At 62.7% G+C, this 24,585-nt stretch carries 29 protein-coding genes; 12 read left to right on the top strand and 17 right to left on the bottom strand.

Annotated features, from left to right (window positions below; all coding sequences use genetic code 11):
• Window positions 1-9: 9 nt before the first annotated feature.
• From ACFSM5_RS18945 to ccoS, 6 genes are read left to right on the top strand one after another with little or no spacing between them, the layout of a single operon-like run.
• Window positions 10-159, top strand: a complete 150-nt coding sequence (locus tag ACFSM5_RS18945; RefSeq protein ID WP_379878157.1) for a cbb3-type cytochrome oxidase subunit 3 — start codon at window positions 10-12, stop codon at window positions 157-159.
• A 3-nt stretch (window positions 160-162) separates the two neighbouring features.
• Window positions 163-1,026, top strand: a complete 864-nt coding sequence (gene ccoP, locus ACFSM5_RS18950) for a cytochrome-c oxidase, cbb3-type subunit III (RefSeq protein WP_379878158.1) — start codon at window positions 163-165, stop codon at window positions 1,024-1,026.
• Window positions 1,027-1,028: 2 nt separating this feature from the next.
• Window positions 1,029-2,435 (top strand): cytochrome c oxidase accessory protein CcoG, encoded by a 1,407-nt coding sequence (gene ccoG, locus ACFSM5_RS18955; protein WP_379878159.1) that lies wholly within the window; start codon window positions 1,029-1,031, stop codon window positions 2,433-2,435.
• Between the two features lie 5 nt (window positions 2,436-2,440).
• On the top strand, window positions 2,441-2,890 hold the full coding sequence (locus ACFSM5_RS18960) for a FixH family protein (RefSeq protein WP_379878160.1): 450 nt from the start codon (window positions 2,441-2,443) through the stop codon (window positions 2,888-2,890).
• Window positions 2,887-5,214: a heavy metal translocating P-type ATPase metal-binding domain-containing protein gene (locus ACFSM5_RS18965; RefSeq protein ID WP_379878161.1), complete on the top strand. Its 2,328-nt coding sequence runs from the start codon at window positions 2,887-2,889 to the stop codon at window positions 5,212-5,214. Before ACFSM5_RS18960 ends, ACFSM5_RS18965 begins: the two co-directional genes overlap by 4 nt.
• Complete coding sequence (gene ccoS / locus ACFSM5_RS18970) at window positions 5,214-5,417, top strand: cbb3-type cytochrome oxidase assembly protein CcoS (RefSeq protein ID WP_379878162.1); 204 nt, start codon at window positions 5,214-5,216, stop codon at window positions 5,415-5,417. The genes ACFSM5_RS18965 and ccoS overlap by 1 nt, the downstream gene beginning before the upstream one ends.
• Here the strand turns inward: ccoS and ACFSM5_RS18975 are convergent.
• Window positions 5,365-5,670: a DUF1289 domain-containing protein gene (locus ACFSM5_RS18975; protein ID WP_379878163.1), complete on the bottom strand. Its 306-nt coding sequence runs from the start codon at window positions 5,668-5,670 to the stop codon at window positions 5,365-5,367. The two genes, ccoS and ACFSM5_RS18975, sit on opposite strands and share 53 nt — an antisense overlap.
• Before the next feature lie 96 nt (window positions 5,671-5,766).
• Here ACFSM5_RS18975 and ACFSM5_RS18980 point away from each other — a divergent pair, with 96 nt between their 5' ends.
• Window positions 5,767-6,651, top strand: a complete 885-nt coding sequence (locus tag ACFSM5_RS18980; RefSeq protein ID WP_379878164.1) for a MurR/RpiR family transcriptional regulator — start codon at window positions 5,767-5,769, stop codon at window positions 6,649-6,651.
• Window positions 6,652-6,811: 160 nt separating this feature from the next.
• A complete protein-coding gene (locus ACFSM5_RS18985; RefSeq protein ID WP_379878165.1) occupies window positions 6,812-7,162 on the top strand; it encodes a hypothetical protein in 351 nt (116 codons plus the stop codon).
• A gap of 6 nt (window positions 7,163-7,168) precedes the next feature.
• Here ACFSM5_RS18985 and gcvA read toward each other — a convergent pair whose 3' ends face one another.
• Window positions 7,169-8,053 (bottom strand): transcriptional regulator GcvA, encoded by an 885-nt coding sequence (gene gcvA, locus ACFSM5_RS18990; protein WP_379878166.1) that lies wholly within the window; start codon window positions 8,051-8,053, stop codon window positions 7,169-7,171.
• Window positions 8,054-8,153: 100 nt separating this feature from the next.
• On the opposite strand from gcvA, the gene ACFSM5_RS18995 reads away from it, so the two are divergent.
• On the top strand, window positions 8,154-8,858 hold the full coding sequence (locus ACFSM5_RS18995) for an SDR family oxidoreductase (protein WP_379878167.1): 705 nt from the start codon (window positions 8,154-8,156) through the stop codon (window positions 8,856-8,858).
• Window positions 8,859-9,131: 273 nt separating this feature from the next.
• On the top strand, window positions 9,132-9,569 hold the full coding sequence (locus ACFSM5_RS19000; protein WP_379878168.1) for a helix-turn-helix domain-containing protein: 438 nt from the start codon (window positions 9,132-9,134) through the stop codon (window positions 9,567-9,569).
• Here the strand turns inward: ACFSM5_RS19000 and ACFSM5_RS19005 are convergent.
• The 11 genes from ACFSM5_RS19005 to ACFSM5_RS19055 form a co-directional block, all read right to left on the bottom strand.
• On the bottom strand, window positions 9,551-11,605 hold the full coding sequence (locus ACFSM5_RS19005; RefSeq protein ID WP_379878169.1) for a PAS domain-containing sensor histidine kinase: 2,055 nt from the start codon (window positions 11,603-11,605) through the stop codon (window positions 9,551-9,553). The two genes, ACFSM5_RS19000 and ACFSM5_RS19005, sit on opposite strands and share 19 nt — an antisense overlap.
• A gap of 51 nt (window positions 11,606-11,656) precedes the next feature.
• On the bottom strand, window positions 11,657-12,031 hold the full coding sequence (locus ACFSM5_RS19010; RefSeq protein WP_379878170.1) for a response regulator transcription factor: 375 nt from the start codon (window positions 12,029-12,031) through the stop codon (window positions 11,657-11,659).
• Window positions 12,032-12,120: 89 nt separating this feature from the next.
• On the bottom strand, window positions 12,121-12,744 hold the full coding sequence (locus tag ACFSM5_RS19015) for a response regulator transcription factor (RefSeq protein WP_379878171.1): 624 nt from the start codon (window positions 12,742-12,744) through the stop codon (window positions 12,121-12,123).
• Window positions 12,745-12,822: 78 nt separating this feature from the next.
• Entirely contained in the window at window positions 12,823-13,518 is a 696-nt protein-coding gene (locus ACFSM5_RS19020; protein WP_379878172.1) for an MOSC domain-containing protein, read from the bottom strand.
• On the bottom strand, window positions 13,515-14,219 hold the full coding sequence (locus ACFSM5_RS19025) for a glutamine amidotransferase (protein WP_379878173.1): 705 nt from the start codon (window positions 14,217-14,219) through the stop codon (window positions 13,515-13,517). Before ACFSM5_RS19025 ends, ACFSM5_RS19020 begins: the two co-directional genes overlap by 4 nt.
• Window positions 14,220-14,231: 12 nt before the next feature.
• Complete coding sequence (locus tag ACFSM5_RS19030) at window positions 14,232-14,774, bottom strand: redoxin family protein (RefSeq protein ID WP_379878174.1); 543 nt, start codon at window positions 14,772-14,774, stop codon at window positions 14,232-14,234.
• Window positions 14,775-14,830: 56 nt separating this feature from the next.
• Entirely contained in the window at window positions 14,831-15,379 is a 549-nt protein-coding gene (locus ACFSM5_RS19035; RefSeq protein ID WP_379878175.1) for a carboxymuconolactone decarboxylase family protein, read from the bottom strand.
• A gap of 85 nt (window positions 15,380-15,464) precedes the next feature.
• On the bottom strand, window positions 15,465-16,184 hold the full coding sequence (locus ACFSM5_RS19040; RefSeq protein ID WP_379878176.1) for a hypothetical protein: 720 nt from the start codon (window positions 16,182-16,184) through the stop codon (window positions 15,465-15,467).
• Between the two features lie 56 nt (window positions 16,185-16,240).
• Window positions 16,241-16,900: a MarR family winged helix-turn-helix transcriptional regulator gene (locus ACFSM5_RS19045; RefSeq protein WP_379878177.1), complete on the bottom strand. Its 660-nt coding sequence runs from the start codon at window positions 16,898-16,900 to the stop codon at window positions 16,241-16,243.
• 159 nt (window positions 16,901-17,059) lie between these two features.
• The gene (locus ACFSM5_RS19050) at window positions 17,060-18,214 is read right to left on the bottom strand and encodes a winged helix-turn-helix domain-containing protein (RefSeq protein WP_379878178.1); all 1,155 of its coding nucleotides are present in this window, start codon (window positions 18,212-18,214) and stop codon (window positions 17,060-17,062) included.
• A gap of 68 nt (window positions 18,215-18,282) precedes the next feature.
• Window positions 18,283-19,701 carry an MFS transporter gene (locus tag ACFSM5_RS19055; protein ID WP_379878179.1) on the bottom strand — a complete coding sequence of 473 codons (1,419 nt, stop codon included), beginning with the start codon at window positions 19,699-19,701 and terminating at the stop codon, window positions 18,283-18,285.
• 173 nt (window positions 19,702-19,874) lie between these two features.
• Between ACFSM5_RS19055 and ACFSM5_RS19060 the strand changes: the two genes are divergently transcribed.
• Both ACFSM5_RS19060 and ACFSM5_RS19065 read left to right on the top strand, forming a co-directional pair.
• Window positions 19,875-20,438: a TetR/AcrR family transcriptional regulator gene (locus tag ACFSM5_RS19060; protein ID WP_379878180.1), complete on the top strand. Its 564-nt coding sequence runs from the start codon at window positions 19,875-19,877 to the stop codon at window positions 20,436-20,438.
• A gap of 85 nt (window positions 20,439-20,523) precedes the next feature.
• On the top strand, window positions 20,524-20,718 hold the full coding sequence (locus ACFSM5_RS19065) for a hypothetical protein (RefSeq protein ID WP_379878181.1): 195 nt from the start codon (window positions 20,524-20,526) through the stop codon (window positions 20,716-20,718).
• Window positions 20,719-20,788: 70 nt separating this feature from the next.
• On the opposite strand, the gene ACFSM5_RS19070 is transcribed toward ACFSM5_RS19065, so the two are convergent.
• The 4 genes from ACFSM5_RS19070 to ACFSM5_RS19085 form a co-directional block, all read right to left on the bottom strand.
• On the bottom strand, window positions 20,789-21,574 hold the full coding sequence (locus ACFSM5_RS19070; RefSeq protein ID WP_379878182.1) for a MetQ/NlpA family ABC transporter substrate-binding protein: 786 nt from the start codon (window positions 21,572-21,574) through the stop codon (window positions 20,789-20,791).
• Between the two features lie 374 nt (window positions 21,575-21,948).
• Window positions 21,949-23,091, bottom strand: coding sequence for an MbnH family di-heme enzyme (locus ACFSM5_RS19075; protein WP_379878183.1), 1,143 nt, complete (start codon window positions 23,089-23,091; stop codon window positions 21,949-21,951).
• A complete protein-coding gene (locus ACFSM5_RS19080; RefSeq protein WP_379878184.1) occupies window positions 23,091-23,981 on the bottom strand; it encodes an MbnP family copper-binding protein in 891 nt (296 codons plus the stop codon). The genes ACFSM5_RS19075 and ACFSM5_RS19080 overlap by 1 nt, the downstream gene beginning before the upstream one ends.
• Window positions 23,982-24,048: 67 nt before the next feature.
• Window positions 24,049-24,471 carry a hypothetical protein gene (locus tag ACFSM5_RS19085; RefSeq protein ID WP_379878185.1) on the bottom strand — a complete coding sequence of 141 codons (423 nt, stop codon included), beginning with the start codon at window positions 24,469-24,471 and terminating at the stop codon, window positions 24,049-24,051.
• Window positions 24,472-24,585 lie beyond the last annotated feature (114 nt).

Raw genomic sequence — 24,585 nt, forward strand, 5'->3', positions numbered from 1 at the left:
GGGCCGACCATGGATCTCATCGACCTCTATCGCATCATCCGCGGCGGCTGGGTCGCCTGGGGCCTGCTGCTGTTCGTGGGGATGATCTGGTGGGTGATGCGCCCATCGCGCAAACCCGCCCTGGACGCCGCAGCCCGCATTCCCCTGGAAGAGGCGTGAAACATGCCGACCAAGATCGAAAAAGACCTCGTCACCGGCACCGATACCACGGGCCATGAATGGGACGGGATCAAGGAACTCAACACCCCGCTGCCGCGCTGGTGGCTCTATAGCCTCTATGCCACCGTGATCTGGGGGCTGGTCTGGAGCGTGCTCTATCCGACCTGGCCCGGCATCACCGGCTATTTCAGCGGCTTCATCGGCGGCACCCAGCGCGAGGAGATCGCGGTGGTGATGGCCAATGTCGCGGCCGAACGCGCGCCGATGGTCAAAAAGATCGCGGAGACCTCGATTGCCGATATCCGCAAGGATCCCGATCTGGCGGCCTTTGCCATGACCGGCGGCAAGCAGATCTTCGGCGATAATTGCGCGCCCTGCCATGGTCCGGGCGGCGGTGGTCGTGTGGGTGGCTTCCCCAGCCTTGCCGATGACGACTGGCTGTGGGGCGGCAGTGATGAGGCAATCCTGGCGACCATCCGCCACGGCATCCGCAATGGATCGGCCGAAGCTCGCGACAGCGTGATGCCACGTTTTGGCATCGACGGCATGCTGCAGGACAAGGAAATAGCTGCCATCGCTGATCAAGTGCTCGCGCTTGGTAAAGGCAATGCGGGAACTGCGGTGGGGGCAAAGCTCTATGCCGACAATTGCGCCGCCTGCCATGGCGACAGCGGTCACGGCAATGCCGAGCTGGGGGCGCCGAACCTCGTGGATGCCGTCTGGCTCTATGGCGGCAGCCGCGCCCAGATCATCCAGCAGATCAGCGCACCTCGCCTGGGCGTGATGCCCGCCTGGGGGACCCGCCTTGATCCGGCGGCGGTGAAGATGCTGACCTTCTATGTCCACAGCCTTGGCGGTGGGAAGTAACCATGTTCGCGAACTACGCCAGCCGGGTGCAGATCTATCCCAAAGCGGTCTCCGGGCCGTTCCGGCGGGTGAAATGGGCCGTGCTGGCTTTCTGTCTGGCGGTTTACTACGGCTTGCCGTGGCTCCGCTGGGACCGGGGGCCGCACCGGCCGACCCAGGCCTTCCTGATCGATATGGAGGCCTATCGCGCCTATTTCCTGGATCTGGAGATCTGGCCGCAGGAGATCATCTATCTGACGGGCCTGCTGATCCTGGCGGCGGTGGCGCTGTTCTTCGTCACCAGCCTCTTCGGGCGGATCTGGTGCGGCTATGCCTGTCCGCAGACGGTCTGGACTGATCTCTTCATGGCGGTGGAGCGCTGGATCGAGGGCGACCGGGCCGAACGCATGCGCCGGGATGCTGCGCCCATGAGTGCGGCAAAGGCCCTGCGGAAATCTGCCAAGCATCTTGCCTGGCTGATCATCGCGGGCGCCACCGGCGGCGCCTGGATCCTCTATTTCTACGATGCCCCGACGGTGACGAAGCAGCTGTTCCTGGGGGAACTGAGCTTCGGGGTCTATTTCTTCTTCGCCCTTTTCACCGCGACCACCTATCTGCTGGCGGGCTGGGCGCGCGAACAGGTCTGCACCTACATGTGCCCCTGGCCGCGGTTCCAGTCGGCGATGCTGGACGAGCAGACGATTACCGTTACCTATCAGGCTTATCGCGGTGAGACTCGCGGCCCCCATAAGAAGGACACCAGCTGGGAAGGCCGGGGCGACTGTATCGACTGCAAGCAGTGCGTGGCCGCCTGTCCGACCGGGATCGATATCCGCGACGGTCTGCAACTCGAATGCATCAACTGCGGTCTCTGCGTCGATGCCTGCGACGACATCATGCAGCGGGTGGGCCGGCCGGAGCGGCTGATCACCTGGGACAGTGTCGCAGGGCAACTGGAAAAATCTCTCGGCCGCACGCCCAAGCGCAAATGGATGCGCCTGCGCTCCATGCTCTACCTCGGTCTGATGGGCGCGCTGGGGCTGCTGATGATCCTGGGCATCGCCACCCGCGCCGATGTGGAGCTGACCGTGCTGCGGGATCGGGCGCCGCTGTTCGTGCCGCTGTCCGATGGCTCGATCCGTAACGGCTACACGCTGAAGATCGTCTCCAAGCTGCATGAGGATGAGTTGGTCAACCTGAAGGTCGAAGGCATGCAGGACCTGACTCTGATGCCGTCGGTCCATGATGAAGCCATCGACCCGAACGCTGTCCTGATCCGGGCAGGGCAGGTGACCAGTCTACGTCTGTTCTTGAAAGCGCCGCCATCGGCCCTGGAAGGGGAAAACACCCCCATCTCGGTGATGCTGCGTACCCGTGACGGCAAGCTGCTTGCCGATACCTCCTCCAGTTTCCTCGGCCCCCATAGGTGAGCGCCATGACCAGATCCGCCTGGATTCCCTATGCCTTCATCGCCGGTTTCGCTGTCGTCCTCTCGGCCAATGGCGCGCTGATCTATGCCGCGACCCGCCAGAAGGTCAGCCTGGTGGTGGAAAAGCCCTACGAGCGCGGCCTCGACTATAATCGCCTGCTGGCCGAACAGCATCGCCAGCAGGCGCTGGGCTGGTCGGTCAAAGTCGCGGTCGACGGTGGCGCCCTTAGCGTGACAGCCACCGCTGCCGACCATGAGTTCGCCGACGCGGTGGCGGAAGTCACCTTGCAGCGGCCCATCGAAGGTGACCGGATCGGCCCCTTCCCGGTGCTACTGGTCAAAAGCCAGGGCCGCCTGCCCATCGATGGCGCCCGTCCGGGTCAATGGACAGCCCATGTCATCCTGCATGTCGGGGCCGACAGGCAGGTGAGCGATCATCGGCTGGTGCTGCCATGAAGGCCCTGCGTCCGCTGTCCGCCTGCGCCCATTGCCAGGGACCGCTCGCCGCCGGAGGGGCAGGGGAGGAGCGTTTCTGCTGCACGGGCTGCGCGGGGGCTTTCCGCCTTATCAACGGCTTGGGCCTCGACAGCTACTATCGTCAACGCACCCTGGCTATGAAGCCAGAAACCATCGATCCGGTACCGCTGGTCGACGCGGTCAAAATGGACGAGCGGGGGGTGTGCACCCTCGACCTTGCTGTTGATGGACTCACCTGCGCCGCCTGCGTCTGGCTGATCGAGCAGGTGCTGGCCCGCTGTTCGGGAGTGGAACGCGCACGCATCAATATGACCACCCGCCGCCTTTCGCTGGCTTGGCGCGGCGAAGCGGCGATGGCGGATGATCTGGCCGCCGACGTGGCGCGCCTCGGCTATCGTCTGGTACCCTTCGCCCAAGGGGCGAGCCTGGAGGATACTACCGGCCGCGATCTTATCCGCTGTCTTGCTGTCGCGGGCTTTGCGGCTGCCAATATCATGCTGCTGTCGGTCGGCGTCTGGGCCGGGGCCTTCCAGGGCATCGGGAATGCCACCCGCGATCTCATGCATTGGGTCTCGGCGATCATCGCCATCCCCGCCGTTGCCTATGCCGGGCGGCCCTTCTTCCGCTCCGCCATCGGGGCGCTGCGGGCGGGTGGCACCAATATGGATGTGCCGATCAGCATCGGCGTCCTGCTGGCGGTCGGCGCCAGCGTCTTCGAAACCGCGACCAGTGCCGATCACGCCTATTTCGACGGCGCGACCATGCTGCTGTTTTTCCTGCTGATCGGCCGGGTGCTGGATCACCGGGCGCGCGGTCAGGCGCGCTCCGCCGTCGGTCGCCTGCTGCTGATGCGCACCAGTGCCGTGCAGGTGCTGGGGGCTGCGGGCGAGACGACATCGCGTGTGCCGGATCGGGTGCTGCCGGGCGAGCGTATCCTGGTCGCGACCGGCGAGCGCCTGGGCCTGGATGGCGTGGTGGAGCAGGGCGATGCGCTGCTCGATACCTCCGTCCTGACCGGCGAGACTCTGCCCCGACGCCTGGGGCTGGGGGAAGCGGTGCTGGCGGGCATGGTCAACCTCGGCAAGCCCCTGACCGTGCGGGTGACCGCCAGTGGCGAAAGCACGGTGCTGGCCGAAATCGTGCGGCTGATGGAAACGGCGGAACAGGGGCGGGGACGTTTCACCGCCCTGGCCGACCGGGTGGCGCGGGCCTATGCCCCGGTGGTTCATCTGGCGGCGCTGGCGACCTTTATCGGCTGGACGTTCCTGGGCAGCGGCGGCTGGCATCCGGCCTTGGGCTACGCCATCTCGGTGCTGATCATCACCTGCCCCTGCGCCCTGGCGCTGGCCGTGCCGGTGGTTCAGGTGATCGCGGCGGGCCGGTTGCTGAAACGCGGCATTCTGCTGAAAAGCCCCACCGCGCTGGAGCGGCTGGCGGCGGTCGATAGTGTCGCCTTCGATAAGACCGGCACCCTGACACGGGGCGAGCCGCATCTCATCAGCGCCCATGATCCGACCGTGCTGCGGCAGGCGGCGAGTCTCGCCCTTTCCAGCCGCCATCCGCTCTCCAAGGCCCTGGTGCGAGCCGCCGGACCTGCGATTGCCGCCTGCGATACGGTGGAAGTCGCGGGCGAAGGCCTTGCCAGCGGCACCCTGCGCTTAGGCAGCCGGGCCTTCTGCGGCGTGGTGAGCGACGAACACGCCGATGCTTCCGAAGTCTGGTTGCTGGATGGGCAAGGGCAGACGCACCGTTTCCTTTTCGCTGACGTGTTGCGCCCCGACGCGCGTGCAACGGTGGCGGATTTGTTGGCTGAGGGAACCAAGGTGGCGCTGCTCTCGGGCGATCGGCCGGGGCCGGTCGATAGCATCGCCGATGCCTGCGGGATCCTGGATCGCCGCGCGCAGCTCTCGCCTGCCGGGAAATATGCTGCTCTGGAAGCAATGGCGGCGAGCGGGGGGAAGGTTCTTATGGTCGGCGACGGGTTGAACGACGGCCCGGCCTTGAGTGCCGCCTCGGTATCGATGGCACCTGCCAGCGCGGTGGATCTGGCGCAGATCAAGGCCGATCTGGTCTTTCAGGGGGATCGGCTTGCCGCCGTGCCGCTGGCGATGAATGTCGCGCGCATGGCCCAGAAGCTCGCCCGGCAGAACCTGCTTATCGCGCTGGGCTATAATTGTTTTGCCCTGCCGCTGGCGATTGGCGGGATGGTGACGCCGTTGATCGCGGCCTTGTCTATGTCCGCTTCTTCGCTGCTGGTGATCGCCAATGCCTTCCGATTGGCGCGGACGACGGAGAAGGACTGATGGATATCCTTTTGTATCTCATCCCCGTCAGCCTGTTTCTGGGTGGGCTAGCGCTGGGGGCCTTCCTCTGGTCGCTCCGTAGCGGTCAGTACGAAGACCTCGACGGCGCGGCCCACCGCATCCTGTTCGATGACGAAACTGACAGGCCGATCAGCGACCCTTCAGCGCGGCGAGGCGGCGGGGCAGATCCATCGCGATCTTAAGCAACTTCTTCTTGCCCTCCTTCTTCCAGGAACGACATTCGTCCTTGGTCCGGCCGCAGCCTTTACACCAGCCGGTTTTCTTGTCGAAGGAGCAGACGTCGATACACGGGGATTTCACGGGTAAAGTACTTTCGTGGCGGGGGCGACGGTTTGACTGCCGTGGGCATGCTCTGACGCCCTCAGCCGAGTTATATGTATGAAGATGTGCATCACTTTTAGATCGATCAACCGTCGCTTTACGCAGATCGGTCATCGAAAAAAAAGATACTGTTTAGATGAATTTCCATGCCGAGGCGGTATAACTTAAGTCGAGTAACAAATTGATAGCCTGAAGCGGAGCCTTATTCGAATGCCCCCCAAGCCTGCGTCTGCGTCGACCGCCCCCGCCTCCTTGGAAGGGGTCATCCGGCGCCTGGAGGCGCTGAAACCATCGCTTTCCCCCGTCGCTGCGCGGCTGGCGGATTTCATCATCACCAATGCCCACAGCGTGGTCCATATGTCGGTGACCGAGGTGGCGGAGCAGGCGGGAAGTAGCGAAGGCAGCGTCATCAGCCTGTGTCAGCGCATGGGCGCCAAGGGTTTCCAGCAGCTCAAAATCTCGCTGGCCCGTGAACTGGTGCAGCCGATCAAATTCATTCACGAAGATTTGGAGCGGAACGATCCGGTCGATGTCGTGGTGGAGAAGGTTTTCGCCAGCGGCATGCAGGCTTTGCAGGATACGCTTAAGGTGCTCGACATGAGCGCCATGGCGCGGGCCGTGGATATCATCCTCAAGGCCAAGCGGATCGAAGTCTATGGCATCGGCAGTGCTGCTTCGATTGCCGAGGATGCCCATTACCGCATGCTGCGCATTGGACTCGACTGCAAAGCGGTGGTGGACAGCCATATCCAGGCGATCAGCGCCTCGCTGACCGGGCCGGATGTTGCCGTGATCACCGTCACCCACTCGGGCGCGACCCACGAGACCCTGGCGGCGACCCGTCTTGCCAAGGAGGCGGGGGCTTCGACCATCTGCATCACCAATTTCGGCAAATCCCCGATCCAGGCCTATGCTGATGTGCTGTTGCAGACCATGGCGCGGGAAACCCAGTTCCGCACCGAAGCCATGACCAGCCGCATCGCGCAGCTCGGCATTGTCGATGCGCTAATCGCGGCGCTGGCACTGGCCCGCCATGACAAGTCGGTGGAAACCATCGCAAAAACCTTCGATGTGCTTTCGATCAAACGATTTTAGGCAAAGGATTTTAGGCAGAACGCAGCTTTTCTGCATAAAATTTGACGTATTAATTAACGGGAACAATGGGTTGACATAGTTTGCCTGCCCATGTTCTGTGAGTATGGCTTTCGAATTCACCACGTTGCATCACAATGTGGTTCTGCTCTTGGAGTTGCGCATGTTTACCCCCATCGTCCTTCAAACCGCCACCTCGGCACCGGTGCAGATCGGTTATCTCAAGGTCGATTACGAAGGCCGTGAAGTACTGGTTCTGGCCGCAGCATCCGGCAAGATCATTATGGGGGACGAGGAATTCGACGCTGCGGCGCTCGCTGCCATGACCAGCCTCGGCGCAAGCATGAAGGTGCATGATTACGACTGGATGCTGGCACGCTTCGAAGGCGCCTCGCCCGACCGCATGTATAAGGTCAAGGTCGGCATGAAGGGCGGCGTCGCCAATACGGCCCTGCTGACCGACGATGACTTCATCGGCGATGTCCGCAAGGCTTTCGATAACACGATGTGGTAGGCCGCTTTAGCGGTAGCCCAGCAGCCACTCGCGGACCTTGGCGGTGGCTGCGACATGGCGTTGCTTGCGCGGCGCCAGGATATAGAAATCGAACTGCCCGCGCAGGGATGCGCTAAAAGGGCAGATCAGGCGCCCGGCCTTTATGTCCTGTTCCACTAGAAAGCGGCTGGCGAGCGCCATCCCTTGCCCGGCGACGGCGGCATCGATGGCCAAAGCCGTCTGGTTGAACCGAACGCCTTTTGAGGCCATCGGAGCCTTGCTGCCCAGGGCGGTCTCGATGAATTCCGGCCACAGGTTATGGGCATCGTGCAGCAGGGCGAAGCGATGAAGCTCATCCGCTGCTGGTAATGTCACGGGCGTGTCCAGCAGTAACGGACTGCAGACGGCGATTACCTCCTGCTCGAACAGTAGATCGGCTTGAAGTCCGGTCCCAAACGGCGGGCGCCCCTGACGCACGGCGATATCGACCGCGTCTGACTGGAAATTAGACAGACCCTCGCTGGCATGGATGCGCAGATCCAGATGCGGATGCGCCTCGGTAAAGTCCGGCAGGCGCGGGATCAGCCATTTCGAGGCAAAGGACGGGGTGACGCTGATGGTCAGCTGTAAAAGCGTTGGCCGCAGGCTTGCCGTCGCCTCGCCGATCAGCTCGAACGCCCGGCCGATCCCAGCGAGATAACTGCGTCCTTCCACCGTTAGCGCAAGGGTGCGCGGCAGCCGGTCGAACAGCTTCACGCCAAGTTCCGCCTCCAGCCCGCGCACCTGCTGGGCGACAGCGCCCTGAGTTACGCCCAATTCCTCTGCGGCGATGCGGAAATTCAGATGCCTTCCGGCGGCATCGAAGGCGCGCAAGGCATTCAGCGGCGGCAGGCGATGGCGTTTCTCGGACATGCAGTAGATTTTCTACAGGATGTGGTCAGGCGATCTGGTTCGAAGACTGTTTTGATTGGTGCTAAGAATTGACCATGCACTCTAACCGAGGAACCTTGTGATGCCTGTAGAAAAAGTAGCGCTTATCACCGCCGCCGGCAGCGGCATGGGCGCAGCGTCGGCCCGCCGTCTTGCCGCCGATGGCTTCAAGGTCGCCGTCCTCTCCTCCTCCGGCAAGGGCGAGGCACTAGCCAAGGAGCTGGGCGGCATCGGCGTCACCGGCTCCAACCAGTCGACGGACGATCTCCAGCGGCTTGTCGATCTGGCGGCGGACAAATGGGGCCGGATCGATGTGCTGGTCAACAGCGCAGGCCATGGTCCGCGCGCCTCGATCCTCGATTTGACGGACGAGCAGTGGCACACCGGCATGGATATCTATCTGATGAACGTCATCCGCCCGACGCGGCTGGTGACGCCCTTCATGCAGAAGCAGAAAAACGGCGCGATCATCAATATCTCCACCTTCTTCGCCTTCGAACCGGACCGCCAGTTCCCGACATCGGGCGTGTTCCGCGCGGGCCTCGCGTCTTTCACCAAGCTCTATGCCGATACCTATGCGGGCGAGAATATCCGCATGAATAATGTGCTGCCGGGCTGGATCGACAGCCTGCCGGAAACAGAAGCCCGCCGCGCCAGCATCCCGATGCAGCGCTATGGCACGGCCGAGGAGATTGCCGCGACCATCGCCTTCCTCGCCTCCGACGGCGCTGCCTATATCACCGGCCAGAACCTGCGCGTCGACGGTGGCGTCACGCGGTCGGTTTGAGGAAAACTCGTCATCCCGTGGCTTGACCACGGGATCTCCTCCGGGAGCTAGTCCAATTCCAGCTCCAACAGTGTGGAAACGCCCCCGGAGGGGACCCCGGGATCTAGTCCCGGGGTGACGATGGAACAGGGGCCCCACCCATACCATCCGGTGAGAACTCCGCTTCACACTCATACGAATGGATGAGTCCCGAATACCCACGGCTAATATCGGGCCTCCCGCCCGCTGCCTAAACTTACCTGTAAGAACACAATCGAACAGGAGGTTGGGAACATGCTTGCGGTCGAAAACACGGGTTCTTCGTCGTCTCTTCCCTTTGCCCTGCGCGGCGCTTTTCGGGCGCCCCGCATCGCGCCGGAAACTCCGGCGCGCGGTGGTCTTGCACCGTGGCAGGAACAGGGCGTGCGTCGCCATGTACGCGACAATATCGACACCGACCTCAACGTCGCGATCCTGGCCGGGATCGCCCGCCTGTCGAAAAGCTATTTCAACCGCGCCTTCCAGGTCAGCTTCGGCTGCACTCCGCGCGAATATGTCCTGGGCCAGCGGATCGCCACGGCCAAGGCGATGATGCAGGACAGCGGTAAGGCGCTCTCCGAGATCGCCCTCGACTGCGGTTTCTGCGATCAGCCGCACCTGTCGCGAGTGTTCCGCGATTTCACCGGCATGACCCCGCTGCGCTGGCGGCGCAGTCAGTCGGCGGCGGCCTGATCGACCAGGGCGGGTAGTTCGAAGATGAAGCGGGCGCCGTGCTTGCCGTTTTCGGCCAGGATGCGGCCCCGATGGGCCTCGATCAGCGACCGGCAGATCGACAGACCCATGCCAAGGCCGGTGCTCTTGGTGGTGAAGAAGCTTTCGAACAGCTGCCCCAGATGCGCCTCGGGGATACCGGGGCCGCTATCTTCGACCTGCACCGCCAGAAGGCCAGGTTCGGGCGACCAACTGGTGACGGTCAGGCTGGGGGACGCTGTGCCGGCGCGCTTCATCTCCTGCATGCCGTTCATCGCCAGATTGACCAGCACCTGCTGAAGCTGGGTGCGGTCCGCCAACACCTCGGGCAGGTTCGGCGCCAGATCCAGGGTCAGCTTCACATGATGGGCCTGAAGCTCGTGGCGCAGGAACAACATCGCCTCCTCGATTGCTTCATTCAGCTTGAGGGGCGCGCGATCCGGTTCGGCCTTGGAGGCCATGGTGCGCACACGGGCGATGATATCGGCAGCGCGCCGGGCGTCGGCGACGATCCGCTCGTTGATCGCCCGCACTTCGTCAAGATCCGGCACCGGCCGCGCCAGCCAGCGCCCGCTTGCCGAGCCGTTGGCGGCAATGGCCGCCAGCGGCTGGTTCACCTCATGGGCGATAGAGGTCGCAAGCTCGCCCAGCATCGACAGGCGGGTCGCGTGGGCAAAGTCGCTCTGCAACTGCTCCAGCGCCTTCTTGGCGGCCGTCCTTTCGCTGATATCGACGATCCCGGCTACCACGATGCCGCGCTGGCGCAGGCCATCGGGGGCATTGATCGTGAAATGCACATCGAACTCGGTGCCATCCAGACGCAGATGCCGGGTTTCCTCCTCGAAGGTCGGACCCAGGACGAAGCCCGACTCCAGCGCCCGGCGGAAGGTGCCATAGCCCGCCTTGGCCCAGAAGCGGCTGGATTTCTGGCCGATCAGCTCGGATCTGTCCTTGGCGCCATAGACACGCAGGGCCGCGTCATTCACCTCGACGACAATCGTGGCATCCATGGCGCGGGTGATGAAGTCCGGATGCGCATCGATATAGGCCGACAGGTCGGTGTAGCCCGCCGTCCTGACCTCCCCATACAAGGCCTGCACGCCGGATGTATCCAACTGGAAGAGGCCGCTGGCCATGGCGTGGAACAAGGTCCGATAGCGTTCTTCACTGCGCCGCAGTTCCATTTCCGCCGCCTTGCGGTCGGAGATGTCGATGACGCCGACCAGCACCGATCCGCGCCCCTGGTGGCTTTCCGGCCAGCAGACCGTGAACAGCCCATTGACCTCGCGCCCATCCAGGGACGTGAGCTGGGTTTCGGTCGAATAATTCGGCAGCCGCGCCGCAGCCGCCAGGAGCGAGGCGGCATAGACAGGGCGGCTGGCTTTGGGCCAGAAGGGATCGACCGACATGCCGATCAGCACATCACGGCTGTCTGCACCGAACAGCTGTACCGTCTTCTCGTTGACGTCCAGGATCTTGGTGGCGGCAATGGCGCTGTCGATGAACTCGGGATGGTCGGCGAAATAGCCGCGCAAATCCGTGACACCGCTGGCTAGCAAGCCGCCGATCATGCGGCGCACGTCCGAAAAATCTAGCTCCCAGAAGGAGGCTGCCATCGCCTGGAACAGGTTGCGATAGCGGTGCGACGCGATCTGCATCTCCGCCTCCTGGGCTGTCAGGCTGGTGATGTCACGCCCGAACTCCAGGATGGTGCCGCGCGCCTTGTCCAGCGACCAGCGCACCTCGATCTTCTTTTCGAGGCCCGACGCCGTGGTGCGGTAAAGCTCGCCTTCCCAATTGCCCCGCTCGGTCAGCAGACGCTCGACCCCGGTAATGGAATGGGGGTGGCGCCCGGTCAGCAGTTCATGGATCGGCTGGCCGAGGGCGGCATCTTTCGCAAAGCCGTAAAGCTTTTCCGAAAAGACATTCCAGAAGAGGATCCGCCCGTCGAGATCGCGGACGATCACGCTTTCAGTGACTTGATCCAGCACATCATACAGGTGGGCAGCGTTAAGCAAGCGAAAGGCCCTCGTCTATCGGGTCGGATCCAGGGCAAAACTGTGCAGAGCTTAAGGCTTCGAGGCAAGCGCCCGTTCGATCCATTCAATGAATGCTTCGCTCTCAAAGGGCTTTTTAAGCAGGGCGATGGGGTTCTGTTCGATCGCATCGTTAACCAGAACGGTTTCCGTTCGGGCGGTTACCAGGATCACCGGGATGGTGGAGCCCAGTTCGGCCAAACGTCGGGTGAGATCGATACCGCTCATGCCCGGCATCTGGATGTCGGACACGATGCACCCGGCCTGTTGCCATTCACCAGACGCTAGGAAATCCTCGGCTGTCGGATGTTCGCTGGTGCGGTACCCGAGGGAGCGAACCAGGCTGGCAACGGCGACTCGCATCGACGGATCGTCATCCACAATGGAGATCAAAGGTACTGATGACACGCGACGATCCTTGTTCAGCGGTTAGGTCCGCTGGTGGGGATGCGGAAACTCGACAGGCTGACGATAGCGGCCAATCGACGCGCTTTGAATTATACCTTCGTGTTAGTGGTCAGTTTCAGGCTTTCGGCCATGCGCACAAGGTCGGGCAGGGTGCGGGCTCCCATCTTGCGCATGGCCGCACCCCGGTGGATTTTGACGGTGATTTCGCTAAGCCCCAGATCGCCCGCGACCTGTTTATTCAGCCGCCCGGCGGTCACCAGCCCCATCACCTGCTGTTCGCGTGGCGACAGGGTGGCATAGCGTTCGCGCACCTGATCCAGATCACCGCGTTCCTCCCGCTGGGCCTGATCGCGTTGAAGAGCCACGGCGACGGCATCCAGCAGATCCTGATCGCGGAACGGCTTGGGCAGAAAGTCGACGGCACCGGCTTTCATCGCCCGCACCGACATGGGGATATCGCCATGGCCGGTCATCATGATCACCGGCAGGGTTATGCCGTGGCTGGCGAGCTGCGATTGAAATTCGAGGCCGCCCAGGCCCGGCAACCGCACGTCCAGCAGCAGGCAGCCGGGCTGATTACTGCGCGGGGCAGTCAGGAAAGCACTGACGGATTCATAGGACCGCGCCTCAAGATCGACCGAGCGAAACAGACTCTCCAGCGCGCATCTCAGCGAGCTGTCGTCATCGACGATATGAATCAAGGGGCTAGCCATCATGGGAAGGAGTGTCTTATCCGATCCGGTCAAACGCAATCATACAAAGATATGGGCTGCGGATTTTAGTCCGATTCTTCAAAACGCCTCGCCAGTCAGCCGCTTTTCCCAGCCTTCGACCTCCAGGGTCGCGAGGCGTTTTGCCGCCAGTTTCCGCCAACTCTCGCTCAGGCTGCCAAGGCCCGCAATCGCGCTCAAGGCCTCGCGGTTCAAGGGATCGACATAGAGGAAATGCCAGATCCTGCGGATGGTCCAGCCATGGCACATCAGCTCCAGGGGAATGAGGCTGTCGCCGGGGGCGACTAATCCTTCCTCCAGCACGCGATAGTACCAGCCGGTGCGGCCGGTCTCCTGGACCTGACGGGCCATGGCGGGATGGTCGAAGCGCGCATTCAGCTTCCAGCAGGGCTGACGCCCCTGGCTGACCTCCAGCAGTGCGCTCCCGAGGCGGAAAACATCGCCGATGGCTACATCCGCCTCCACCAGCCCGAAGGTGGAGAGGTTTTCGCCAAAGGCACCGGGTTGATCGAGCAGCGGATGCGGGCCGATCTCGCCCTGCCAGCAGCCATAGTGATCCAGCGGGTAATGATGAACCGCCTTCTCCGGCCCGCCGTGATGTTTCAGGTCCCCCTGATGGTCCCCGGCAAACCCCGTTTTACTCAAATGAAGGGGACCGTTGACCGGGAGTTTGGCGATACCGCTCGGCGCCGCCCTCTCTCCCAAGGGAGTAAGGCCACCGGTCAGCAGAGCTTCCAACGGGGTGCCGGGCGTCATGGAGCAAGCCCTGCCAGCCAGTCGCGGAGCATCGCCTGGGCTTTCACCTTCAACGTCCCCCCATGCCGGGTGGCATTTTCCCGTAAGCGCGGAATATCGATCCCGGCGGCATTCAGTTCCACCGTATGGCCGACCAGCCAGCGTTCGAACTTCGGGAAACTGTCGGCTTCGGCATGGAATTGCAGCCCCAGGATATTGGCGCCGATGGCAAAAGCCTGCTGTTCGACAAGATCGCTCGATGCCAGCAGCTTTGCGCCTTCCGGCAGGCGGTAGGTGTCGCCATGCCAATGCAGGACGCGCGTATCCTTTAGGTGCCGCAGCGGACCTCGCTCGCCCTCTGCCGTCAGAGTCAAGGTGCCAAAGCCGATTTCCTTAAGCCCCGAAGGATAGACCTCCGCCCCCAGGGCCGCTGCCATCAGCTGCGCGCCGAGGCAGATGCCCAGGGTCGGCCGACCGGCAGCGAGGCGCGCGGCGATGAAACCGCGCTCCTGCACCAGAAAAGGATAGGCCGCCTGCTCATAGACCCCGATGGGGCCGCCGAGGACGACCAGCAGATCCGGTGTCAGCGGATCCTGCTTGTCGAAATCCAGCTCCCAGGCATCGCGATACTCGACCGCATAGCCTGCAGCCGCCAGAGGCTCGGCGAAGGTGCCGAGATCCTCGAACATCAGGTGCCGCAGGACGAGGGCGGATTTATCCATGGCGCTCTCCCGTCAGACCGGGCATACGCCGTCGGCGCAGCTGGCATCGCCGGTGGGGGCGGCGGGCTTTTCGACCTCCGGGATCGGCATGGCGAGGGCGCTGGCGATGCGCGCGCCGACCACCATGTCATCCTCGATCCCGAAGCCGCGATGGATGATCGTGCCATCGCGGCCGATCAGGAAGGAACTCGGCGTGCCCTGCATCTCATAGCGCCGCATGGTGACGGGCAGCGGCGATTTGCCATCGGCCAGATCGACCCCGATGGGCGATTGCAGGCGATATTCATGGATGAAGGCTTCCAGCGTCACCGGCGTCATCGCCGCGTGATGCTCGAACACCGTATGCAGCCCGATGATCTGCAGATCGCTGCGGCGGAAGATCTTCTCGATCTTCTGCACCTGCGGGATCGCATGGGCGACGCAACCAGGGCAGAGCAGCTGGAAAGCATGGAGATAGACGACCCGGCCGCGCAGTCCTTCGAGCGTCAGCGGCTTGTCGGTATTGAACCACTGGCTGACGGCGAGTTCGGGGGCGAGTTTTGGGTCCTTGAACATGACGGGTCTCCGACGGGGGAGGGGCGGATCGACCGCGATCCACCCCGCCGACCGCGTTAAGCAGCAGCGCGCAGGAGTTTGACGCCGGGGAAATCGACCGGCACGTCCAGGGCCACATTGATGTAGTTCGTGAAGAGGTTGAGGGCGATATGGCCCATGATCTCCACAATATCCTGATCGTCAAAGCCTGCAGCGCGCAGGGCAGCGACGTCTTCGGCGGTGACCGCAGCGCGGTCTTCGACAACCTTCACCGCGAACGTCAGCGCGGCGGCAGTCTTCGGATCGCTGGAGCGGCCAGCCTGGGCTTCGGCCATTTCCTGGGCAGTGGCGCCCGCTTTGCGGCCAAGACCGGTATGGGCGGCAAGGCAGTAGTGGCAGCTGTTCTTGTCGGCGATGGCGACAGCCAGCTGTTCGCCGAACTTCGCACCCAGGCGGCCACTACCCAGTGCACCGAACGAACCCCACATGGAGGCAAGGGCGGCGGGCGAATTGGCAACGGCCTTGAACATGTTCGGCACAACACCGAAGGCGCCTTTGATCTCCGCCAGATGCTGGGCAGACGTGCCAGTTGCGGTGGCGGGGTCAACGAGGTTAATTCTGGACATGGTTTCTCTTCCTTCTATTTGCCTGGAGGGGGGAGGAAATGCCGGTCTGGGGATGGCAGTCCCTGGACCGGCGCCTTAGTGGCGATTACTTCGCCGGAGTAACGGTGCCGGGCAGCGACAGATTGCCGGATGCGACCTTGAAGACGCCCGAGACGCAGAGCAGTGGGGCATGCAGGTTGCCATTGACCTTGAGGCCGCTGGTCACGCCATCGAACTTCGCGCCTTTGATGCCGCCGATCAGATTGAGCGGGATGGTGACGTCGACGCTGTTGCCCTTGAACTCGGTCGGATATTCCGGGCTGTCGATCAGCAGCGGTACGCCGGGCCAGGTGGCGGGCAGCTTCGGCTTGGCACCCTTGGGAATGTCGGTGACCTTCAGACCGGCACCGCAGGCGGCGTCCTGATTAAGCACGACCCAGTGCGGGTGCCAGATGTGGCGGTTCTTGCCGCCATTGGCCGCATCGTCGAAGTCCGGGTGGAAGGTGACGGCCAGCGCCAGGATGCCTTGCGCCTTCTCGAAGCCTACTTCCGAGCTGTCGAGCGAGGTCGGCCAGACATAGGCATAGACGTCCGACCCTTCGAACTTGCCGGTGGCGGTGGGCATATCCTTGCCCGCAACGCCGCGCACCTTGGTCGAGAAGATCGCCTTGTCGCCCTTGGTCGTGATGTTGGTTTCGATGATATCGAAGGAGGCCTGGACCTTCTCGTCCGGCTTGGCCGTGACCGACTGGGCAGCAGCGGGCGACAGGATAAGGGGGAGCGTCGCGGCGAGCAGCGTGCCCGCCAGCAGGTCGAACTTGGACATGAAATCTTCCTTTCTCTTACTTCTTGATTGGCCTGGAGGGGGTAGTGGAAGGGGGGTTACGCCGCCGTATCCCGCTGGAATTCGGCCCAGGTGGCAGCCCGGGTCGCAGGGTCGGCGGCTTCATGGTCACCGCAATCGATCCGGAAATCCGGGGTTCCGAAAGCAGCATTCACGAAGGCACAATGATGCGGGGCCCCCGCATCGGGGTAGGTATTCGGCTGGAAGTAGCGGCACGTCGCGCACATGCGTTGCAGCGGTATGGCGCCTGCTTCCTGAAGATTGCGGATGACCTTTACAAGGCTCATCAGCAGCTCCTGTTTCTCACCCGCAGGCAGCATCGCCAGGGCATCCTGGGTGGCGCCGCCCATGGCTTTGGCCTGATCCAGTGCCGCCTTGCCGCCGCCGGTGATCAGCACCGAGACCGACCGTTTGTCGGTGGGCGAGGCCAGCTTGGCGACATAGGCCTTACGCTCCAGCGCATTGATCGAGTCCGTTGCTGTCGGCTGGCTGGTGCCCAGATGGGCCGCGATCTCCTTGACCCGCGCACCCATCGTTTCCCGGCCAGCCAGATACCCCAGAATAGTCAGCTGGGTCGGCGTCAGATCGACTGCTTCCGCAGCGCTCCATTCATCCGCCCGCATCGCACTCGCAACCCGCGACAGCCCATCGGCGATGCGGGAGGAGAGGGGAGAAGCAAGGGCGGGTTTCGTTTCCATGATTGGAGTATATATAGGACTCCTATTTATATGCAAGAGGCCAAGCTTGAAAAAGTGCTGACTTGAGAAAAGGCCCCGTCGATTTCTCGACATATCAGCCGGTTACAGGCGAAAATATCGCCTGAAGCATGGGATCGGATCTTGTATGGAAGGACCGGTTCAGTCGGCCAGGACGGTGGGCTTCTGGAAAGCTTCGAAGCGATGCAGCGCTTCGTCGATGGTGGCCTGGAGGGCGGGGGTTTCCGGCGCGATCCAGTTCCATTTTTGCACCAGCAGTTTGCCCGCCTGCCGATCCATCTTGAGGTCGATGGCGGCAACGATCCGGTCGCCCACCAGCACCGGCAGGGCGAAATAGCCCATCACCCGCTTGGCGGGCGGGACATAGGCTTCGAAGCGATGGTCGTAGTCGAAGAACAGCTTCAGGCGTTTGCGCTGGATGATCAGCGGATCGAACGGCGACAGAATATGCACGACCGATGGGTCGACCGGCGCGCTGTCCAGCAGGGCAGGCTCAACCCAGAGAGGACTGGCCTCTGCCCCCTTGATCTGCACCGGCACGAGCTTTTTGCGTTTCACCGCCGCCTCGATCAGCCCTTTCACCAGGGGCTTGCTGCGGGCATCGCCATAGGTGGCGGATTCCAGGCTGATGATGCCCTGGGCGCGCAGCGCGCGGCGCAGCAGATATTGGGCATATTGTTCCTCGGATGCCGCCTTCGGGCGGCGGGACCAGCCGAAATGACGCGCGGCCAGTTCATAGCTTTTCAGCATGCCCAGTCGGCTGCTGACGGTCAGGTCGCCACTGTAGAAGCCGAAATTCAGGGCGCGCTTCGAGGGTTTCCGGCTGGCCCAGAGGTGGGTTTTCTCCACCAGCACCTCATCCTCGATATCGCGGATGGAGAGCGGACCTTCGGTGCGGATGCGCTTCAACAAGGCCTTGTAATCCTGCTCACTCGCGCCGACGAACTCGGAATTGGGCCGGGCGGTGTAACCATCCATGGCAGCGATGAAATAGCGATAGTCGCTGCTCGGCACATAGGCCAGGGCATGGGTCCAATATTCGAAGACCGACTTGTCGACTGACTGCGCCTGCTGCAGGTCTTCACGGCGATAGGAGGGGATGCGGGTGAAGAGGATATGGTGGTGGCAGCGCTCGATCACATTGATCGTATCGATCTGCACATAGCCCAGATGTTCGGTCGCCAGCCGCACCGCCTCCGGCCCCGATCCAAAAGGCTCTGCCGTATCCAGCTTTTGCGCCCGCAGCCAGATCGCACGGGCAAGGGCGGGGGAAATCGACCGGGAGGGGGCAGTCATCGGGGCGGCTCTCCAACGAAAACAGGATGCCGCCCATGCCTAGCACAAACGGGGGTAAATAGGGAACATTATCCGGCGGGCGTTTCTTCGGCGATCACCAGTTCCGGTTCCTCCTGCAGACCTTTGGGGATCAGGCGGGACACCAGAATAGCGGCCAGAGATACGATCCCGAACAGCACGAAGCCTTGCGTGAAGCCTTCCTCGGCAGGCAGGCCGCCCGGCTGCTTGTGGGAGGTGACGATGGCGGTCATGACCGCTGCGCCCAGGGCACCGCCGATGGTGCGGATATTGGCGTTCATGCCGATGGCGACCCCGGTCTGATGGGGCGCGACTGTCTGCACGATGGTGCTGGTCATGGCCGAATAGGCAAAGCCAAGACCAACCCCGAAGATGCCGCTGGCGATGAACAGCTGCAGGAAACTCGCATGCAGGAAGGCCAGCATGAAGCAGGATAGCGCGATCAGGGCCGAGGCGCCGGTCAGTTGCAGATTGAAGCTGACCCGGTGGGAAATCCGCCCGCTGACGATCCCCGACAGCGCCATGGTGATCAGCATCGGCAGCATCACGAAACCTGCCTCCGTGATGCTGGCGCCAAAGCCGTATCCAGCCTGGGGCGGCACCTGAATCAGTTGGGGCAGGAAAGCCCAGACCGCGAACATGGAGGCGCCGAACAGCACGGCCAGCAGGTTGCTGGTCCAGACGGCAGGCAGGCGCATCATCCGCATGTCGATCATGGGATTAGCGCTGGTCAGTTCAACCGCCATCCAGGCGGATGCTAAGAGGGCGGAAGCGACGAACAGACCGATGACGGCGGGCGAGGTCCAGCCCCAGAGCGACCCCTGGCTCAAGGGCAGCAGCAGGGTTGTCAGCCAGCCTGCCAGCAGGGCTGCGGCCAGCCAGTTGATGCGTCCCCCGGCCCGCACAGGCGATTCCGGTACAAACTTCCAGGCCAGCAGGGCGGTGGCGCTGACGACGATCATCGGCAGCCAGAACAGCCAATGCCAGCCGAGCCACGTCACGACCGGCCCTGCCAACAGGGTGCCGATGCCGCCGCCGACCGCTATGACCGACGACAGCGAACCCACGGCGGGCGCGACGCGACTGGGCGGGAACTCGTCGCGGATGATGCCGAAGGACAGCGGAAAGACGGCACCGCCCAAGCCCTGCACCACCCGGCCGATCACCACCACCTCGATGCTCGATCCCAGCGCCGCGATCAGGCTGCCCAGCGCGATGGCACAGAGAGCGATGATCAGTGTGCGCGCCTTGCCAACGGTATCGCCGATCTTGCCCAGGATCGGGGTTGCGACCGCTGCCGCCAGCAGCCAGGCGATCAGCACCCAGGTCACGGCGCTCTGGCTGGTGTTGAGCTCGCGCTGCAAGGTGGGCAGCACGGGGCTCAGCAGCGATTGCAGCATCGAAAAGGAACCGGCGCCGACGGCGAGCACCAGGAAGGTCAGGCTGGGAGTGGTGGATGGCTGTTTCATCGACCGGATCTTTCTATCGGGCAAACTGTCCCCCTAACTCTGGCCCTCGCACCTTGGCGAAAGCGCAAAGACTGCTATAGTGGAGGGAGCCTCCACTTAAACGGAGGGTCCCTCCGTTTATCCTGAACGGTCGGGTTAGGCAAGCCCTCTTGTTCGATGATATATCTCCTCGCATGACGAAGATTGCCGAACTGGCGCACCGCCGCCCCGCCCGCGCCGATGCCCGCCGCAACTACGACAAGCTGATCGGAACAGCGCGCGAAACCTTTGCCGAGCTTGGCACGGGCGCCCCGCTGGAGGAGATCGCCCGCCGGGCTGAAGTCGGTATCGCGACCCTCTATCGTAACTTCCCAACCCGCGAGGCGCTGATCGAGGCGATCTATTTCGAGGAAGTGGAAGCGGTGCGCGACGCTGCCCGCGATGTGGCCGGGCAGGAGCCGTGGGAGGCACTGGCGGCTTGGCTTGACCGCTTTGTCGTCTATGTCGGCACCAAGAAGGCGCTGATCGAAGGCATCAACCGCGAAGGTTTCGCCTTCCAGAGTTGCCGCGAGGTGCTGTGGGCTGCGGGCGAGCCGCTGCTGTTGCGGGCCCAGGCGGCAAAGACGGTACGCTCGGACGTCACCATCGACGATGTGCTGCGCCTCGTCGGCGGTATCGCCATGGTCGGTTATGGCAGCTGGGAGCAGCGTAAGCACGTGCTCTCCATCGCCCTGGACGGCCTGCGGTTGAAGCGCTAGCGCTGGGCTACCTCATTCCGGTGCCGCCGATGGAACTGCCGGGATTGGGCCGCGTTGAGAAGCGTGACAACAAGGAGGCGACATCATGGCTGACGGCGATTTCGGACTTGTCGAACTGGCTCGCGATCTTCCTGCCGTCCCGATGCCCGCCGATCTGAGTGCCCGGCGGATCGAGCTTTTTGGAGCCTCCGCCAAATCGGCACGTTTCAAGGAAATTGCAGGCGGCATGCTGAAACTGCGCCGGGTAATGCTCAACCTGGGGAACGCTGGGCGTTCGTGAGGCTGTTCCCTAGGGACAAAGCAAAAAGGGGAGGCGCGATGCCTCCCCTTTATCGTCAGCAGTCCTGGACTTAGAAGACCGGGATCTGCGCACCCTTGAACTTGTCGAGGATGAAGGCGCGGATGGTCTCGTTCTGATAGGAGGCCACCAGCTTCTTGAAGACCGGCTTGTCCTTATCGCCTTCGCGGACGGCGATGATATTGCCATAGGGGTTTCCCTTGGCGGCTTCGATGGCAATGGCGTCCTTGGACGGATTAAGGTTCGCCTGGAGCGCATAATTGGTGTTGATCACCGCCGCATCCAGATCCTGCAGGCTGCGCGGCAGTTGGGCGGCGTCGAGTTCGCGCAGTTTCAGGTCGCGCTTGTTCTCGGTGATATCCAGCACGGTCGGCAGGATGCCGACGCCATCCTTCAGCTTCACGAGGCCCTGGGCCTGGAGCAGCAGCAGGGCGCGGCCACCGTTGGAGGGATCGTTCGGGATGCCGACAGTCGCGCCATTCTTCAGCTCGGCCACCGTCTTCACCTTGTTGGAATAGAGCCCGATGGGCGCCACCACGGTATCGGCGATGGGGACGATCTTATAGCCCTTGGCCTTGATCTGATTTTCCAGGAAAGGCTTGTGCTGGAAGGCATTGGCGTCGAGATCGCCCGCATTCAGCGCCTCGTTCGGCAGCAGATAATCGTTGAAGACCACGATCTGGACGTCGATGCCGTCCTTCTTGGCCAGCTCTTTGACTTCCTGCCAGATGGCTTCGCCATCGCCGCCCGAAACGCCGACCTTCACCTTCTCCTGGGCGAAGGCGGGCAGGGCGAACACGGCGGCGGTGGCAAGGAGAGTCAGAAATTTCTTGGACATTTGGATAAACCTCGGGCGTTGCGCCGTCCCTTGGGGACAAACGCTTAAACTGTCAGGCGCTAAGGCGAGCGGCTAGCTGGCGCTAAGGGCGCGCTGACGTCGATCTGATCGGAGGATTGGGCTTTACAGGCCCCTGCTGTCTTTTAGCGTCGACAGAGATGACGGCGAAGAATGGTCATAGCGGCCCCTTTACGTGATGGACCACGACATGCCGTCGTGGCGCTTTAGCGTTTGGTGACGCGGCGCAAGCTGCTGCTCAAATTCCCGCGAGGTCATCGCTGACCTGATGTGATATTGCACAATCGATAGGCGGTAGTCAAAAAGAATAAAACAAAAATATGTAGTTCAATAAATTATATACGAATAAATCCTGTTTATTTGTTTTTCGCCCAAGGATCGCTGAAGGCCGGGTTGGTCAGAAACTCCCGATCCGTAAGGCTTTCCAAAAAGGCTACGAGGTCGGCTTTCTCCTCCGCCGACAGCTTGAAGCCCAGCACCAGGATATCCTTGCGCGGACTGATTGACCCGTTCCCGGCATCCGGACCTTCGGCGATTGTGCGACCGCCAGCTTCGTAATGGGCAAGCGCCTCGCTCAAGGTGGCGGCGCTGCCATCGTGGAAATAGGGGGCGGTGACGGCGACATTGCGCAGGCTCGGCGTGCGGAACTTGCCCATATCCTTGGGATCGCCGCTGATCTCCAGCGCCCCGGTATCGCGGGCGGGGTAGGCGCCCTTGCCGTCGATATTATAGAGGCCGGTGTTATGCAGGCCCATCTCCCAGAAGGGGGATTTCTGATGCCGGGTGGCGTTGGAGAAGGTCACGGACCCGTGGCAGTGGAAACATTCCAGCCGCTCGGAAAAGAACATCTCCTCCCCGCGCTTGGCGGCTTCGGAAATCGCATCCTCCTGACCCCCATAGCGATAGCGGTCATAGGGACTGTTGAAGGAGACGAGCGCGCGCTCGAAACTCGCCAGCGCTTTGGTGACTGTCGAGAGATCCAGCTCCTTGGCCCCCACCGCCCGCAGCAGTTGGCGATATGTGGGATCCTGGGAAAGATTGGCGAAAATCGCCTGCTCCCGGTTCATGAGCCCCATTTCCACGGGGTCTTCGCTGAACATCGGCACCAGGGCCTGCAGCTCCAGGGATTGCAGCAGCGGATTGGCCCAGGTGTAGGAGACGGCATAGGCGGAATTGGCCAGCCCCATGCTGTTGCGCCGATGGGGTTCGCCCGTCGCCCCGACCGCATGGACCTTGCCATCGGTGAAGGCTTTGGCCTGTTCATGGCAGGAGGCGCAGGCCATGTCGCCGGTAATCGACAGGCGTTTGTCGTAGAAGAGATGGCGGCCCAGTTCGACCTTGGCAGGTGTCATGGGATTGTCGGCCGGAACCACCGGCAACGGCACCCAGGACGGCATCGGCCAGCGCCATTCGGTGTCGTCCTGGCCAAAATGCAGCCAGGCTCCGACGGCCAGCGGCACCAGGACCGGCAGAAAGGCGAATAGATGTTTCTTCTGCATCATTCCGCCCGGAAGAAGCGCTGGGTCCCGGTCAGCCCCAGGGCGGCGAAGATGCCGGTGCAATCGCTGTCATCCGCCGAGGCGAGGCAGCCGAGCGGCGTGTTGGGCTGGTTGGTGTCGACGTTGGTGTCGCTCAAAAGGGTGCGAAGGTCGGCGACGATGGTGGATTTGGCGGGATCGAAGCCGGTCAGGGTCACGCGGGGGCGGTTGGGATTGGCGCAGGATTCCGGCGCGCGCATGCCGGTCTGGCCGTGACTGCCGTGGCCTGCGTGACCGCCGCTCATCGCCATCGCGCCCTTGGCCTTGCAGGCGGTGGAACCCAGATGCACGACAAAGCCGCGATCCTTGCCGCTGCCATGGGCCATGCCGCCAGCCCCGCCGGTGGTTTCCATGTCGATGCGCAGGAACTTGTAGCCGGAGAACCAGCTCCAGAAGAGGCCGGTCAGGTTCAGGGGCGAGTCGGCAATCGTCGAATCGGCGTGGTTCAGCTCGAACGGCAGGCCCAGGGTGAAGGCGATACCGGTATAGGCGCCTTCGGGCACGGTGCCGACCGCCCGGTCGTTCACCTCTGCCGTGCCGCCCTTGCAGCCGTCGTTCTTGCCTTCGAAATCCAGCAAAGCAACGTTGCGATGCTGCCATTTCTTGTCCTGGGTCAGCTTGACCGGCACGGCGCTGCCATCCGCCTTCAGCAGCGCGATCTCCGACACATAGAAGCGGAAGTCGCTGGGCTTCACCGTCGAAGCGCTGGTGCCGATCCCCGGATAGGAATTGCCGCATATGAAGGGCTGGTCGCCGACCTTGGCGGCGAAGCGGATTTCAACGGGCTTGTCGGCTGCAAAGGCGCTGGTGGCGCAAAGAACGGCCATGGCCGCGAGAAGCGAGCGCATCATGGAACTGCCTTTTGTCTTGGGGGCATGAAGGTCACCGGCATAGGGGGCGCCGGTTGGAAAGCGTCGTTTAAGCCAGGGACGGCGGGTCGCGCGGCTTGTGGGGACGCGACGCGATGTCCGGTTCCCGGACCATCGCCAGATGGCGCGCCTGGGGCAGAGAAGCGATCTCCAACCCCTCGAATCCGATTAGGATCGGGCTGATGTCGGGCAGAGCAAAGCGCAGGGACGAGCAGAGCACACAATGATGTGCATGGCTCGGGGTGGTTTTGTCGCCCTGATGCTGGGTCGGTTCACAGAAGGCATCACTGCCAAAAAGCGCCGCAACCTGGATCCGCTCAATATCCAAAGCCCTGGCCATTGCGGATTTGGACGCCATCGGCATCGTGAAACTGGAGATGAGGATCGCCAGGATTGCCAAGAGGACTCCCGCCTGCCGACGGAGTGTCGAGCAGGGCTGCGATCCCTTCCGATACGGCAGATGGCGGCTCATGCCCTGAAGATTCCTCAGGGCGGGGGATTGCGTCAAGAAAAAGGCTGGAGTTCAAGCTTCGGCCATCATACCCGCATCCCGTGTTTTCAGGTAAGAATGAGACGCAGACACATG

It is taken from the genome of Lacibacterium aquatile (assembly GCF_042683105.1).
Classification (GTDB): domain Bacteria; phylum Pseudomonadota; class Alphaproteobacteria; order Elsterales; family Elsteraceae; genus Lacibacterium; species Lacibacterium aquatile.

Bases quoted from the DNA above. Each gene is read 5' to 3' on its own strand.
- ACFSM5_RS19085 (WP_379878185.1), bottom strand. From the start codon at position 24,471: ATGAGCCGCCATCTGCCGTATCGGAAGGGATCGCAGCCCTGCTCGACA.
- ACFSM5_RS18980 (WP_379878164.1), top strand. From the start codon at position 5,767: ATGCCCCCCAAGCCTGCGTCTGCGTCGACCGCCCCCGCCTCCTTGGAA.
- ACFSM5_RS18960 (WP_379878160.1), top strand. From the start codon at position 2,441: ATGACCAGATCCGCCTGGATTCCCTATGCCTTCATCGCCGGTTTCGCT.
- ACFSM5_RS18995 (WP_379878167.1), top strand. From the start codon at position 8,154: ATGCCTGTAGAAAAAGTAGCGCTTATCACCGCCGCCGGCAGCGGCATG.
- ACFSM5_RS19055 (WP_379878179.1), bottom strand. From the start codon at position 19,701: ATGAAACAGCCATCCACCACTCCCAGCCTGACCTTCCTGGTGCTCGCC.
- ACFSM5_RS19050 (WP_379878178.1), bottom strand. From the start codon at position 18,214: ATGACTGCCCCCTCCCGGTCGATTTCCCCCGCCCTTGCCCGTGCGATC.
- ACFSM5_RS18965 (WP_379878161.1), top strand. From the start codon at position 2,887: ATGAAGGCCCTGCGTCCGCTGTCCGCCTGCGCCCATTGCCAGGGACCG.
- ACFSM5_RS19040 (WP_379878176.1), bottom strand. From the start codon at position 16,184: ATGTCCAAGTTCGACCTGCTGGCGGGCACGCTGCTCGCCGCGACGCTC.
- ACFSM5_RS19060 (WP_379878180.1), top strand. From the start codon at position 19,875: ATGACGAAGATTGCCGAACTGGCGCACCGCCGCCCCGCCCGCGCCGAT.
- ACFSM5_RS19070 (WP_379878182.1), bottom strand. From the start codon at position 21,574: ATGTCCAAGAAATTTCTGACTCTCCTTGCCACCGCCGCCGTGTTCGCC.
- ACFSM5_RS18945 (WP_379878157.1), top strand. From the start codon at position 10: ATGGATCTCATCGACCTCTATCGCATCATCCGCGGCGGCTGGGTCGCC.
- gcvA (WP_379878166.1), bottom strand. From the start codon at position 8,053: ATGTCCGAGAAACGCCATCGCCTGCCGCCGCTGAATGCCTTGCGCGCC.
- ACFSM5_RS19065 (WP_379878181.1), top strand. From the start codon at position 20,524: ATGGCTGACGGCGATTTCGGACTTGTCGAACTGGCTCGCGATCTTCCT.
- ACFSM5_RS18975 (WP_379878163.1), bottom strand. From the start codon at position 5,670: ATGACCGATCTGCGTAAAGCGACGGTTGATCGATCTAAAAGTGATGCA.
- ACFSM5_RS19030 (WP_379878174.1), bottom strand. From the start codon at position 14,774: ATGTTCAAGGACCCAAAACTCGCCCCCGAACTCGCCGTCAGCCAGTGG.
- ACFSM5_RS19025 (WP_379878173.1), bottom strand. From the start codon at position 14,219: ATGGATAAATCCGCCCTCGTCCTGCGGCACCTGATGTTCGAGGATCTC.
- ccoS (WP_379878162.1), top strand. From the start codon at position 5,214: ATGGATATCCTTTTGTATCTCATCCCCGTCAGCCTGTTTCTGGGTGGG.
- ACFSM5_RS19020 (WP_379878172.1), bottom strand. From the start codon at position 13,518: ATGACGCCCGGCACCCCGTTGGAAGCTCTGCTGACCGGTGGCCTTACT.
- ccoP (WP_379878158.1), top strand. From the start codon at position 163: ATGCCGACCAAGATCGAAAAAGACCTCGTCACCGGCACCGATACCACG.
- ccoG (WP_379878159.1), top strand. From the start codon at position 1,029: ATGTTCGCGAACTACGCCAGCCGGGTGCAGATCTATCCCAAAGCGGTC.
- ACFSM5_RS19015 (WP_379878171.1), bottom strand. From the start codon at position 12,744: ATGGCTAGCCCCTTGATTCATATCGTCGATGACGACAGCTCGCTGAGA.
- ACFSM5_RS19035 (WP_379878175.1), bottom strand. From the start codon at position 15,379: ATGTCCAGAATTAACCTCGTTGACCCCGCCACCGCAACTGGCACGTCT.
- ACFSM5_RS19080 (WP_379878184.1), bottom strand. From the start codon at position 23,981: ATGATGCGCTCGCTTCTCGCGGCCATGGCCGTTCTTTGCGCCACCAGC.
- ACFSM5_RS19075 (WP_379878183.1), bottom strand. From the start codon at position 23,091: ATGCAGAAGAAACATCTATTCGCCTTTCTGCCGGTCCTGGTGCCGCTG.
- ACFSM5_RS18985 (WP_379878165.1), top strand. From the start codon at position 6,812: ATGTTTACCCCCATCGTCCTTCAAACCGCCACCTCGGCACCGGTGCAG.
- ACFSM5_RS19045 (WP_379878177.1), bottom strand. From the start codon at position 16,900: ATGGAAACGAAACCCGCCCTTGCTTCTCCCCTCTCCTCCCGCATCGCC.
- ACFSM5_RS19000 (WP_379878168.1), top strand. From the start codon at position 9,132: ATGCTTGCGGTCGAAAACACGGGTTCTTCGTCGTCTCTTCCCTTTGCC.